Source organism: Rhizobium terrae, assembly GCF_003425685.1.
In the GTDB taxonomy this organism is placed as follows: domain Bacteria; phylum Pseudomonadota; class Alphaproteobacteria; order Rhizobiales; family Rhizobiaceae; genus Neorhizobium; species Neorhizobium terrae.
In genome coordinates this window covers 139,802-151,938 of record NZ_QJKM01000013.1, presented here as the reverse complement: position 1 = coordinate 151,938, position 12,137 = coordinate 139,802, and the positions used below count along the sequence as shown (strand labels likewise).

Annotated in this window: 10 protein-coding genes; 7 read left to right on the top strand and 3 right to left on the bottom strand. The window is 59.5% G+C overall.

Going from position 1 to position 12,137, the window contains the following annotated elements; all coding sequences use genetic code 11:
* The first annotated feature begins 117 nt into the window (after nucleotides 1-117).
* The 6 genes from rho (at nucleotide 118) to DMO26_RS23550 (ending at nucleotide 7,025) form a co-directional block, all read left to right on the top strand.
* Entirely contained in the window at nucleotides 118-1,383 is a 1,266-nt protein-coding gene (gene rho / locus DMO26_RS23575) for a transcription termination factor Rho (protein WP_117194608.1), read from the top strand.
* Nucleotides 1,384-1,469: 86 nt separating this feature from the next.
* Nucleotides 1,470-2,777, top strand: a complete 1,308-nt coding sequence (gene mnmE / locus DMO26_RS23570; RefSeq protein WP_117194607.1) for a tRNA uridine-5-carboxymethylaminomethyl(34) synthesis GTPase MnmE — start codon at nucleotides 1,470-1,472, stop codon at nucleotides 2,775-2,777.
* Between the two features lie 37 nt (nucleotides 2,778-2,814).
* On the top strand, nucleotides 2,815-4,695 hold the full coding sequence (gene mnmG / locus DMO26_RS23565) for a tRNA uridine-5-carboxymethylaminomethyl(34) synthesis enzyme MnmG (protein ID WP_404947077.1): 1,881 nt from the start codon (nucleotides 2,815-2,817) through the stop codon (nucleotides 4,693-4,695).
* The gene (rsmG, locus tag DMO26_RS23560) at nucleotides 4,695-5,312 is read left to right on the top strand and encodes a 16S rRNA (guanine(527)-N(7))-methyltransferase RsmG (RefSeq protein ID WP_117194606.1); all 618 of its coding nucleotides are present in this window, start codon (nucleotides 4,695-4,697) and stop codon (nucleotides 5,310-5,312) included. Before mnmG ends, rsmG begins: the two co-directional genes overlap by 1 nt.
* A gap of 15 nt (nucleotides 5,313-5,327) precedes the next feature.
* Nucleotides 5,328-6,119 carry a ParA family protein gene (locus DMO26_RS23555; RefSeq protein WP_117194605.1) on the top strand — a complete coding sequence of 264 codons (792 nt, stop codon included), beginning with the start codon at nucleotides 5,328-5,330 and terminating at the stop codon, nucleotides 6,117-6,119.
* A gap of 24 nt (nucleotides 6,120-6,143) precedes the next feature.
* A complete protein-coding gene (locus DMO26_RS23550) occupies nucleotides 6,144-7,025 on the top strand; it encodes a ParB/RepB/Spo0J family partition protein (RefSeq protein ID WP_117194604.1) in 882 nt (293 codons plus the stop codon).
* Nucleotides 7,026-7,031: 6 nt separating this feature from the next.
* Here DMO26_RS23550 and holA read toward each other — a convergent pair whose 3' ends face one another.
* Genes holA through leuS form a run of 3 tightly spaced genes read right to left on the bottom strand, consistent with a single transcriptional unit; the run spans nucleotide 7,032 to nucleotide 11,231 of the window.
* A complete protein-coding gene (gene holA, locus DMO26_RS23545) occupies nucleotides 7,032-8,063 on the bottom strand; it encodes a DNA polymerase III subunit delta (RefSeq protein WP_117194603.1) in 1,032 nt (343 codons plus the stop codon).
* A complete protein-coding gene (locus tag DMO26_RS23540) occupies nucleotides 8,051-8,611 on the bottom strand; it encodes a hypothetical protein (RefSeq protein WP_117194602.1) in 561 nt (186 codons plus the stop codon). Before DMO26_RS23540 ends, holA begins: the two co-directional genes overlap by 13 nt.
* Complete coding sequence (gene leuS / locus DMO26_RS23535) at nucleotides 8,601-11,231, bottom strand: leucine--tRNA ligase (protein ID WP_117194601.1); 2,631 nt, start codon at nucleotides 11,229-11,231, stop codon at nucleotides 8,601-8,603. Before leuS ends, DMO26_RS23540 begins: the two co-directional genes overlap by 11 nt.
* A 177-nt stretch (nucleotides 11,232-11,408) precedes the next feature.
* Here leuS and DMO26_RS23530 point away from each other — a divergent pair, with 177 nt between their 5' ends.
* Nucleotides 11,409-12,068, top strand: coding sequence for a YggS family pyridoxal phosphate-dependent enzyme (locus DMO26_RS23530; RefSeq protein WP_117194600.1), 660 nt, complete (start codon nucleotides 11,409-11,411; stop codon nucleotides 12,066-12,068).
* Nucleotides 12,069-12,137: the final 69 nt, after the last annotated feature.

Genomic DNA, 12,137 nt, shown 5'->3' with positions numbered 1-12,137 from the left:
CGTCATCTCATCTCGTGGCATGCGTGTAATTTTCCATCGTCCCCGGATCATCTTCCGCGGTAGCGAATTTCACCGACACGCCTACATTCCCCAAAAAATCTCAATGTGGTCCCCTTCATGGCTGAAATGAAGCTTCAAGAACTCAAAAGCAAATCCCCTACCGATTTGCTGACCTTCGCCGAATCGTTGGAGGTCGAGAATGCCAGCACGATGCGCAAGCAGGAGCTGATGTTCGCGATCCTCAAGGTTCTGGCGAGCCAGGACGTCGAGATCATCGGCGAAGGGGTGGTCGAAGTTCTCCAGGACGGGTTCGGCTTTCTGCGTTCCGCCAATGCGAACTACCTGCCGGGCCCGGACGACATCTATATTTCTCCCTCGCAGATCCGTCGTTTCTCGCTGAAGACCGGCGATACGGTCGAGGGTCCGATCCGCGGACCCAAGGAAGGCGAGCGTTATTTCGCGCTTCTCAAGGTCAACACGATCAATTTCGACGATCCGGAAAAGATCCGGCACAAGGTGCATTTCGATAACCTGACGCCGCTCTATCCGAACGAGCGGTTCAAGATGGAACTGGAGATCCCGACATCCAAGGATCTCTCGGCCCGTGTCATCGATCTCGTGGCGCCGCTCGGCAAGGGCCAGCGCGGCTTGATCGTCGCCCCGCCGCGCACCGGTAAGACCGTTCTTCTGCAGAACATCGCCCATTCGATCACCGCCAACCATCCGGAATGTTATCTGATCGTTCTTCTGATCGACGAACGCCCCGAAGAAGTGACGGACATGCAGCGCTCGGTGCGCGGCGAAGTGGTTTCCTCGACCTTCGATGAACCCGCCGTCCGCCACGTGCAGGTCGCCGAGATGGTCATCGAGAAGGCAAAGCGTCTTGTCGAACACGGGCGCGACGTCGTCATCCTGCTCGATTCGATCACCCGGCTCGGCCGCGCCTACAACACCGTCGTTCCTTCGTCGGGCAAGGTCCTGACCGGCGGTGTCGACGCCAACGCGCTGCAGCGCCCGAAGCGCTTCTTCGGCGCGGCGCGCAATATCGAGGAAGGCGGGTCGCTGACGATCATCGCCACGGCGCTGATCGATACCGGCAGCCGCATGGACGAAGTCATCTTCGAAGAGTTCAAGGGCACCGGCAACTCGGAAATCGTGCTTGACCGCAAGGTCGCCGACAAGCGCATCTTCCCGTCGATGGATATTCTGAAATCCGGTACCCGCAAGGAAGACCTGCTGGTGCCGCGCCAGGATCTCCAGAAGATCTTCGTTCTCCGTCGCATTCTCGCGCCGATGGGAACGACCGATGCAATCGAATTCCTCATCGACAAGCTGAAACAGACGAAAACGAATAGCGACTTCTTCGACTCGATGAACACCTGATCCTTAGCCGGATTCACACCGCTATGAAGCGCCTGGTTCTAACCGGGCGCTTTTCAGTTTGAGCACATTTCTGATAAACCCGTCCGATGGCCCAGTCAGATAACGACACGATCTTTGCGCTTTCCAGCGGAACCCTGCCGGCGGGCGTTGCGGTCGTACGGTTGAGCGGATCGTTGGCTTTTCATGCGGCTGAAATTCTCGCAGGTCCCATGTCCTCCGATCGCAGGGCGGTTCTCAGAACGATTCGCGGCCGGAACGGTCTAGTCCTCGACCAGGCTCTCATCCTTGCCTTTATGAAACCTGCTTCTTTCACCGGCGAGGATTGCGTCGAGCTTCATCTGCATGGAAGCCGGGCGGTGGTGGCGGCGATCTACGACATGTTGGAGACTATCCCCGGTCTCCGCCTTGCCGAAGCAGGCGAGTTTACCCGTCGCGCCTTCGAAAACGGCAAGCTGGATCTTGTCGAAGCGGAAGGGCTTGCGGACCTCGTTGGTGCAGAAACGGAGATGCAGCGGCGGCTTGCCGTGGAGCAGAGTTTTGGGGGCCAATCGGCTCTCTATATGCAGTGGGCCGAGCGCCTGACACGCGCCCGAGCCCTGATCGAGGCAGAGTTGGATTTCGCCGACGAGGACGATGTTCCGGGTTCGGTATCGGAAAGGATCTGGTCCGATATCGGTGACCTCTATCTGGAAATAGAGGAGCACCGGTCTGCCGCCAAGGCAGGTGAGATCATTCGCGACGGGTACAAGATCGTCATCGCCGGGCCTCCGAATTCAGGCAAATCGAGCCTCCTCAACGCACTCGCGAAACGCGACGTGGCAATCGTGACGGAAATTGCCGGCACGACCCGGGATATTCTCCATGTCGATCTCGACATAGAGGGCTACCTGGTGCGGTTTTTTGACACCGCCGGTCTGCGGGAGACCGAGGATATCGTCGAGCGCGAAGGTGTGAGGCGTGCTCGGGCTGCGATCGAACAGGCGGATATGATCCTGCAGCTTCAGGAAATCGATTCGGATTCGAAACATGTCGCGCCTGCCTCTCCCGCATCATTGCTCAGGATCGGAACGAAGCTCGATGCTCATGCCCGATCCCCGGAATACGATCTCTGCATATCGACCCTGACCGGCGAAGGACTGCCGGAGTTGCGGGAAAGGATATTGGCGGAGCTTCGGCGCGTGTGGTCGGGATCGCTTGTCCCGAGCCGGTTGCGGCATCATCAATATCTTAAAGAGGCTTCCAATTTCATCGCGGAAGCGTTAAACGGCCGGGAGCTGGACCTGCGCGCGGAAAGCTTGAGGGCAGCGGCAACGTCATTGGGCCGGATTACCGGCCGCGTCGATATCGAGCAGTTGCTCGACATCATATTTTCGCAATTCTGCATTGGGAAGTGATTCACGTGAAACGCATTTCCGTTTCATGAGGTGACATATGGATATGACATTTGACGTGATCGTCATCGGCGGAGGGCATGCGGGCTGCGAAGCTGCCAGCGCTGCCGCACGCATGGGCGCGAATACGGCGCTGGTGACGCACAAACGTGAGACGATCGGGGTGATGTCCTGCAATCCGGCGATCGGCGGGCTGGGGAAAGGTCACCTGGTCCGTGAGGTGGACGCCCTGGATGGCCTGATGGGAAGAGTGGCGGACCAGGCAGGCATCCAGTTCCGGCTCTTGAACAGGAAAAAAGGGCCGGCAGTCCGCGGACCCCGCACCCAGGCCGATCGCAAGCTCTACCGGCAGGCGATGCAGCGGGAAATATTCCAGCATGCCAACCTGACGGTCATCGAAGGGGATGCTTTCGACATCGAGGTCAAGGATGGTGCGGTTGTCGCGGTCATCCTCAAAGACGGACGTCGATTCGGATGCGGAACGACTGTACTGACAACCGGCACCTTTCTCCGGGGCCTTATTCATATCGGAAATGAAAAGATTCCCGCCGGACGAGTGGGTGAAGCGCCCTCCCTCGGGCTCTCGAAAACGCTTGCGCATTTTGGCCTCCAACTCGGCAGGCTGAAGACCGGCACGCCGGCGCGGCTGGACGGAAACAGCATCGATTGGGAGAACGTCGGACGTCAGGAGGCCGATGAAGACCCGGTACCTTTCTCCTTTATGACTGATCGGATTACGACGCCGCAGATCGCCTGCGGCGTGACGCGCACGACGGAAGCAACGCACAAGATCATTGCCGACAACATTCATCTATCCGCCATGTATTCCGGTCAGATCGAAGGCGTAGGGCCGCGTTATTGCCCATCGATCGAAGACAAGATCGTCCGGTTCGGCGAGCGGGACGGGCATCAGATTTTTCTGGAGCCGGAAGGTTTGGACGATCCGACCGTCTACCCGAATGGCATTTCGACTTCCCTGCCCGCCGCGGTTCAGGAGGCATTTATTCGCACGATCCCCGGTTTGGAGAGAGTGGCCATCCTGCAGCCAGGTTATGCGATCGAATATGATCACGTGGACCCGCGCGAACTTACGGCGAGCCTGGAGGTCCGGAAGATCCCAGGGCTTTTTCTGGCGGGGCAGATCAATGGTACGACAGGGTATGAGGAGGCTGCTGCCCAAGGACTCGTCGCTGGCCTCAATGCGGCCCGTCGGGCCTCCGGCGGGGAATCCCACATATTCAGCCGTGCGGGTTCCTATATCGGCGTTATGATCGACGATCTTACCTCGAAGGGGGTCACCGAGCCCTATCGGATGTTCACCTCCCGGGCGGAATATCGGTTATCGCTTCGCGCGGATAATGCCGATGTTCGGCTTACTGCAGAAGGCATAGCGATGGGATGCGTCGGTGCCGAGCGATCCTCGCGGTTCCGCGATTATGAAAGAAGTCTGGATCTCGGCCGCCAGCTTCTCAAATCGCTTACCGTCACGCCCGACGAAGCAAATCGGCAAGGGATGAAGCTCAACAGGGATGGGATTCGCAGAACGGCGTATGACCTATTGTCCTATCCAGATCAGTCTGTCGATAAACTCCGGCTGTTATGGCCGGAGTTGAGCCAGCTTGATGGCAGAGCGTCCGAAGCTTTGCAAATCGAGGCGGCCTATGCCGTTTATATGGATCGGCAGGCGGCAGATATCCATGCGACCCGTCGCGACGAGGCCCGGATTATTCCGGTCGAGTTTGATTTCTCTGCCATCCCGGGGCTCTCCAATGAATTGCGGCTGAAACTCACTCGGACAAAACCGGCAAATCTGGCCCAGGCCGCTAAAATTGATGGCATGACACCCGCGGCATTGGCTCTTCTTGTGGCGCTCCTCCGGAAGCAGGAAGATACCGCGGAACGATTTAAGCGAGTCTCTTGATGTTATTGAACGGGAAGAGTGTTTCACGTGAAACGCAGGAGAGGCTTGAGCATTTCTCTCATCTCTTTCGAAAATGGGCCAAGGCCATCAATCTCATAGCGCCCTCCACCATGGGCGAATTATGGGATCGCCATATTGCGGATAGTGCTCAGATCTTTCAGCTTCAGCCGGTACCATGCCGCTGGGCGGACCTCGGCTCGGGAGGGGGATTTCCCGGCGTTATCACTGCAATTCTGCTGAAGGAAGCGAATGACGGCTGGGTGCACCTCATCGAAAGCAATCAGAAAAAGGCGGCTTTTCTGCGCGTGGCACTGGCGGAGACCGGAGCTCGGGGGTCGGTGCATCCCATTCGCATCGAGGCTGCTTATGAGGCCGTGCCTGAATGCGACTGTATCTCTGCGCGTGCTTTGGCCGACCTAGATCAGCTCCTTTCCTATTCGGCTGGATGGATGCAGCGGCAAAATACAAGGGCCTTTTTTCATAAAGGCCGGGATTACTTGACGGAGCTTGCGAAAGCCCGTGGTGGTTGGGCTTTTGATCTGGTAGAACATAAGAGTGCCGTCGAGCCGGATTCCATAATCCTCGAAATCAGCAATTTAAGGCACAAAGAACCCTAGATTTTCAGGTGCGGCATGTTCGAGAAAAATCGGATTATTACGATTGCCAACCAAAAGGGTGGCGTCGGAAAGACCACAACCGCCATAAATCTCGCTACTGCGCTTGCTGCAATCGGCGAGCAGGTGCTGATCATCGATCTCGACCCGCAAGGGAATGCGAGCACGGGTCTCGGGATTGAGCGGCGGGATCGCAAGCTTTCCTCCTATGACCTTCTCATGGGTTATAACTCTATCGCCGAGTCGGCTTTGGCGACCGCCGTGCCCAATCTTTCCATCGTGCCCTCCACAATGGATCTGCTTGGTTTCGAGATGGAGATCTCACAGGCGCCGGATCGTGCTTTCAAGCTTCGTCGAGCGCTGAACAGTGATGACGCGCTGTCCTATTCCTATATTCTCGTGGATTGCCCGCCATCCTTCAATCTACTGACGATGAACGCGATGGCGGCGGCTCATTCGGTCCTGGTTCCTCTGCAATGCGAGTTTTTTGCGTTAGAAGGTCTCAGTCAACTGCTGGAAACGGTGGATCAAGTGCGGCGGACCGTCAATCCCTCGCTGGATATTCAGGGAATCGTCCTGACGATGTTCGATGCGCGCAACAATCTGGCGCAGCAGGTGGTCAACGATGTGCGCACTTATCTGGGGGAAAAGGTCTATCATACGCTTATTCCCCGCAATGTCCGCGTTTCGGAAGCTCCGTCCTATGGCAAACCGGCCATTCTCTATGATCTGAAATGCGCCGGAAGCCAGGCCTATCTGCAACTGGCGTCGGAAGTGATTCAGCGCGAACGCAGGCGCAAGGCCGCCTGAGGCCTTGAGTGACAGGTGATCAGAATGAATGACGATCTTTCGAAAAGGCGCCTCGGGCGCGGTCTGGCGGCTCTTATCGGCGAGATGGACCAACCGGTCCCTGTGGACAGCGCGCCACGCGGCGTGAGCGCCGACCGAATGGTTCCCATCGAGCACGTTTCGCGCAATCCGAAAAATCCACGCCGAAATTTCGATGATGGCGAACTTCAGGATCTTGCGAGTTCGATACGGCAACATGGGATTGTCCAGCCCGTCGTGGTCCGGCCGCGGAGCGCGGAACGCTATGAAATCATAGCCGGCGAAAGACGTTGGCGGGCCGCGCAGCTGGCTGGCCTCATCGAGATCCCGGTTATCGTTCGTGACGTCGATGACCGCACGGCGCTCGAGATCGCCATTGTCGAAAACGTCCAGCGATCAGATCTCAACCCGCTCGAAGAAGCCCTGGGTTACGAGCAACTGATTGCCGAACATGGCTACACCCAGAACGATCTGGGAGAGATTATCGGCAAGAGCCGCAGCCATGTGGCCAACAGCCTGCGTCTTCTGAAGCTTCCTGATCCGGTACGGGACATGCTTGCAGCGGGCAGCCTTTCGGCGGGCCATGCCCGTGCACTTATTACGACATCCGATCCCGTTACCCTGGCGCGTACGATCGTCAATAAGGGCATGTCCGTTCGCGATGCCGAAAGATTGGCGCAGAACGATATCAAGGCTCAGTCTGAACCGCCATCCGTTTCGAAAGCGGAACAAAAGGATTCGGATACTCTCGCTCTGGAGCGAACGCTGTCGGACGCGCTCGGACTGGATGTGAAAATCAATCACAAGAACGGTAGCGGCCAGATCCGAATCGGATATCGGACGCTGGAACAGCTCGAGGAAATATGCCGGCTGCTGGAGCGGAGATGATCCGTTTCACCGGCCGGATTGGATGGCAATTGCCATAAGAGCCTGGAAGGCGATGCTCGGCTCCAGGCTCTGCTTCTGACGGGACATCAGGACCGCGGCCTGCAGCCTTTCCGTTTCACGCGCCAACATAGGCGTGCTCCACGTTCTCAGCGCTTTCTCGACAAGGGGCTTGCGCTTGAAATGGATATGCCGGCCGAGCGTCATCATGACCTGGCCCGCCGGCAGCTTCTTCTCCTCCATCTCCGACTTCATCACGTCCAGCAGCTGGAGTTGTTTGAGACAGGATTGAAGAACGAGGAAAACCGGCGTTTTGGAGGAAACCAACTTTTGAAGGGTGCGGTGCAATCCCGGCAGGTCGCCGCTCAGGATCGCATCGACGGCTTCGTCGGCGGAGACGGAGCTGGCATCGCCGATGATCTCATTGACATGATCTTCCTCGACCATGCCCATGCCGCGGCAGTAAAGCGCCAGTTTGCGGATTTCGTTACGGGATGCCACGCGATCCCCACCAAGCAACTCCAGAAGCCTCTCGCGGGCGGCTGGGCTGATTCTCAGGCCTTCGCCGCCCAGTTCGGAGTCGATGAGGCCGTTCAAGGCCTTTATGTCGTCCGCGTAACACGGAATGACGGCTACGCCCTTCGCCGGTTCGGCGATCTTGCGCAGCCCGCTTCCCTTTTTCAGGTCTCCGGCTTCGACAATCAGGATATTGGCGGGAGCCGGGCCGCCGGCGAGAATCTGCATTGCATCGAGAAGAGGTTTTTCATTTGCCGCCCCCCGCAACCAGACGAGCTTGGAGCCGCCGAACAGACCGAGCGAATTCACCTCGTCGAGCAGCCGGCCCGGATCGCCCTGGAGATCGGCGATGTCGAGCTTGAGCATGGCGAAAGGGTCGTCCTGTGAAACGCCCGTCTTGCCGGCCAGCAAGGCAGCCCGTTCGGAGACGAGGCCCCGGTCGGGTCCGTAGATAACGAAGATCCTGTAGAGATCGGCGCCCCTGTCGACGAAGCGCTCGAACTCGTGAGATTTTATTTCTGCCATACCGTCTGCGGCTGAGGTTCGCGCGCCAGCGCGATGGCGATTTCGGCGCGGATGAATTCAGCAAGCTCTCTTGCGGCCCGGTTTTCAGCGTCGCGGACGGCCCGGAGCTTGGCAAAGCCCTGGCCGGACACGTCGATAAGGGATACGACCTCGCGCTTGGCTGATTTCAGCACCTGTCCATCGCTATGGCGCGTCAGCGTATAGGTCGCTTCCACCTGGACGCGGCCGGGAAGCGGCACGCCCGTGGTGGAGACGTTGTCGTCGTCCTCGTCGTCGATGATGCTGGACGCGGTGCTCTTGGCGGTCAGCGTCACGTCATAGGCGGGCCGGACCGATTCACCGGCGCCGCCGGAGGTCAGGAAAACCAGGTGGTTGCGGATAACCTGGTCGACCCGGCTTTTCGGCTGCGAGAAACTGACGGCGGCAAGGCGTTCGCCGGTGCCGGCCGATTCGGAATACAGCGGCCGGACCTGGCAGCCGGTCAGAATTGCCAGCATGGCGAGGCCGGAGACGAGCCCGATGCGACGAAGAGAGCGGTCAGACGACAATGTTCACGATCCTCTGTGGGACGACAATGACTTTCTTCGGCGCTCGGCCTTCCAGAGCCGCCTTGACCGCATCCAGCGCCAGGACCGCAGCTTCGACGGTACTTTGATCCGCGTCGCGGGCGATTGTCAATTCGCCACGCTTCTTGCCGTTGATCTGGACGGGCAGGATGATCTCGTTCTCGACGACGAGCGCTTCGTCATATTGCGGCCAGGCTGTAAGTGAGAGCAATTGCGCATTGCCGAGCGCAGCCCAGCATTCCTCGGCCAGATGCGGCGTCATGGGGGCGACGATCTGGATGAGGATTTCCGCAGCGTTGCGAACGGCAGCGCGGTAGGCGGTATTCCCCTTGCCGGCGGCCACGTCCGCCAACGGTGCCGCCAGCGCGTTCACCAGTTCATAGATGCGTGCCACAGCCTTGTTGAAGGAGAGCTTGTCGAGATCTCCCTGGACCGCCTTCAGCGTCTTGTGGGCGAGCTGTGAGATCGGCAGCGCCTCGCCTTCCTTAGCCGGAGTCGGATCTACGACTTTCAGGTTTGCGGATGCTTCCGAAATCAGGCGCCACAGACGCTGCGTGAAGCGATGGGCACCTTCGACGCCGGCTTCCGACCAGATCACGTCCCGGTCCGGCGGCGAGTCGGACAGCACGAAGAAGCGGGCGGTATCGGCGCCGTAGGAGGCGATGATATCGTCCGGATCGACGACGTTCTTCTTCGACTTCGACATCTTCTCGATCGAGCCGATCACCACTTCCTCGCCGTTCTTCAGCATGGTGGCGCGGCGCTTGCCGTCCACTTCCTCGATCTTGACGTCGGCCGGCGCGACCCATTCGCCGTTCGGGCCGGAGCCGAGCCGGTAGGTTTCATGGACCACCATACCCTGAGTGAAGAGGCCCTTGAAAGGCTCCTTGACGTCCACATGGCCGGTCTCGCGCATGGCGCGGGTGAAGAAGCGCGAATACAGCAGGTGCAGGATCGCGTGCTCGATGCCGCCGATATACTGGTCGACCGGCAGCCAGCGGTTGGCGACAGCCGGATCGGTCGGATCCTTTTCCCAGGGCGCGGTAAAGCGGGTGAAATACCAGCTCGAATCGACGAACGTATCCATCGTGTCCGTCTCGCGGCGTGCCTGCTTGCCGCATTGCGGGCAGGCGACATGGCGCCAGGTGGGATGGCGGTCGAGCGGGTTGCCCGGCAGGTCGAAGGTCACATCGTCCGGCAGCTTGACCGGCAGGTCCGCTTTCGGCACCGGCACCACACCGCAATCATCGCAATGGATGACTGGGATCGGGCAGCCCCAGTAGCGCTGGCGGGAAATGCCCCAGTCGCGCAGGCGGAAATTCACCTTGCGCTCGCCCTGCGGCATGTTGCCGACCAGCGTTTCCGATAGGCGGTTTGCGACGATCTCGAAGGCTTCCTCGGTCGTCTTGCCGTCGAGGAAACGCGAATTGATCATCACGCCGTCATCGACGTAAGCCGTATCGCCGACCGTAAAGGTCGCGGCATCGCCGTCCTTCGGCATGACAACCGGAACGACCGGCAGGCCGTATTTGCGGGCGAAATCCAGGTCGCGCTGGTCGCCGGACGGGCAGCCGAAGATGGCGCCGGTGCCGTAATCCATCAACACGAAATTCGCGACATAGACCGGCAGCTCCCAGGAGGGATCGAGCGGATGCCTGACGCGGATACCCGTGTCGACACCCTTCTTCTCGGCTGTTTCGAGTGCCGCGAGCGAGGTACCGTGATGGCGGCATTCCTCGGCAAAGGCTTCGATAGCCGGATTCTGAGTGGCCGCGGCCTTCGCCAGCGGATGATCGGCGGCGATCGCCAGGAAGGAGGCACCGAACAGCGTGTCGGGACGGGTCGTGTAGACCACGACCTCGCTTTCGCCGGCGGGCGCCGTCGAAGCCACGATTTCCCAGCGCACTGTCAGGCCTTCGGAACGGCCGATCCAGTTCTTCTGCATCAGCCGGACCTTTTCCGGCCACTGGTCGAGCGTGTCGAGCGAGTCCAGCAGATCCTGGCTGAAATCGGTGATCTTGAAGAACCACTGCACCAGGTCGCGCTGCTCCACCAAGGCACCTGAGCGCCAGCCGCGACCGTCGATGACCTGTTCGTTGGCGAGAACCGTCTGGTCGACCGGGTCCCAGTTGACCTTGGACTGCTTGCGGTAAACCAGGCCCTTTTCCATCATGTCGAGGAAGAGGTGCTGCTGCTGCTGGTAATATTCCACGTCGCAGGTGGCGAATTCGCGGGACCAATCCAGCGACAGGCCCATGGCCTTCAGCTGGGCCTTCATGGATTCGATGTTCTGATAGGTCCAGGTCTTCGGATGGACCTTGTTGTCACGGGCGGCGTTTTCGGCCGGCATGCCGAAGGCGTCCCAGCCCATCGGGTGGAGAACGTTGAAACCGCGGGCGCGCTTGTAGCGGGCGACCACGTCGCCCATGGCGTAATTGCGCACATGGCCCATATGGATGCGGCCGGAGGGGTAGGGAAACATCTCGAGGACGTAATATTTCTCGCGCGGATCGCTATGGTCGGTCTCGAAAACCTTGGCCTCGTTCCACGTCTTCTGCCAACGGGGCTCGGCGTCGCGCGGATTATAACGTTCAGTCGCCATTTCAATGATATTCCGGGAAAACAAGATCAAGAGTCGGGCGTGACCTTCACCATGAAACCCCGCAAGCGTCAAGTTTGGAGGCGGCGGAGAAGGTCAAGTTTCAGGCGAAACGCCCTTGGCAGCGCCTTATATGAGGGCTAAGCGCTGAGCTTGCAAGAAAAGCGGAAGGCATGGGTCATGAGCGTCGAAGAACGGCTGCAGGATGTGAAGGCACGGATCGAAAAGGCGGAGCGCTTGTCGAAACGGCCGGTAGGGTCGGTGACGCTCGTCGCGGTTTCCAAGACCTTCGATGCGGACGATATCCGCCCGGTGATCGCCGCCGGGCAGCGCGTCTTCGGCGAAAACCGGGTGCAGGAAAGCCAAGGCAAGTGGCCGGAACTCAAGGCCGAGACACCGGGTATCGAACTGCACCTGATCGGGCCGCTGCAATCCAACAAGGCGGCCGATGCGGTCGCGCTGTTCGACGTGATCGAGACGGTGGACCGGGAAAAGATCGCCCGGGCGCTGGCCGATGAGATGAGGAGGCAGGGCAGGGCGCCAAAACTTTACGTGCAGGTGAATACGGGGCTGGAGCCGCAGAAGGCCGGCATCGAGCCGAAAGAGACGACGGCGTTCGTGGAGTTCTGCCGCAAGGAACTGCAGCTTTCGATCGAGGGGCTGATGTGCATTCCGCCGGCCGAAGAAAATCCCGGGCCGCATTTCGCGCTGCTCGCCAAACTTGCCCGCGAATGCGGCGTGGCCAAGCTCTCCATGGGCATGTCCGGCGATTTCGAGACGGCCGTCGAATTCGGGGCGACCAGCGTCCGCGTCGGTTCGGCGATTTTCGGTTCGCGGTAAAAATAGTCTTTTGCCAAGTTCCTAGCCCTTTCGTCGGGGTTTGCCGCGTCCCTCCCGCATCCTAGATTA

What these genes read in the sequence shown, in the direction of transcription:
- rho (WP_117194608.1), top strand. Translation starts at nt 118, where the DNA reads ATGGCTGAAATGAAGCTTCAAGAACTCAAAAGCAAATCCCCTACCGAT.
- mnmE (WP_117194607.1), top strand. Translation starts at nt 1,470, where the DNA reads ATGGCCCAGTCAGATAACGACACGATCTTTGCGCTTTCCAGCGGAACC.
- mnmG (WP_404947077.1), top strand. Translation starts at nt 2,815, where the DNA reads ATGGATATGACATTTGACGTGATCGTCATCGGCGGAGGGCATGCGGGC.
- rsmG (WP_117194606.1), top strand. Translation starts at nt 4,695, where the DNA reads ATGTTATTGAACGGGAAGAGTGTTTCACGTGAAACGCAGGAGAGGCTT.
- DMO26_RS23555 (WP_117194605.1), top strand. Translation starts at nt 5,328, where the DNA reads ATGTTCGAGAAAAATCGGATTATTACGATTGCCAACCAAAAGGGTGGC.
- DMO26_RS23550 (WP_117194604.1), top strand. Translation starts at nt 6,144, where the DNA reads ATGAATGACGATCTTTCGAAAAGGCGCCTCGGGCGCGGTCTGGCGGCT.
- holA (WP_117194603.1), bottom strand. Translation starts at nt 8,063, where the DNA reads ATGGCAGAAATAAAATCTCACGAGTTCGAGCGCTTCGTCGACAGGGGC.
- leuS (WP_117194601.1), bottom strand. Translation starts at nt 11,231, where the DNA reads ATGGCGACTGAACGTTATAATCCGCGCGACGCCGAGCCCCGTTGGCAG.
- DMO26_RS23530 (WP_117194600.1), top strand. Translation starts at nt 11,409, where the DNA reads ATGAGCGTCGAAGAACGGCTGCAGGATGTGAAGGCACGGATCGAAAAG.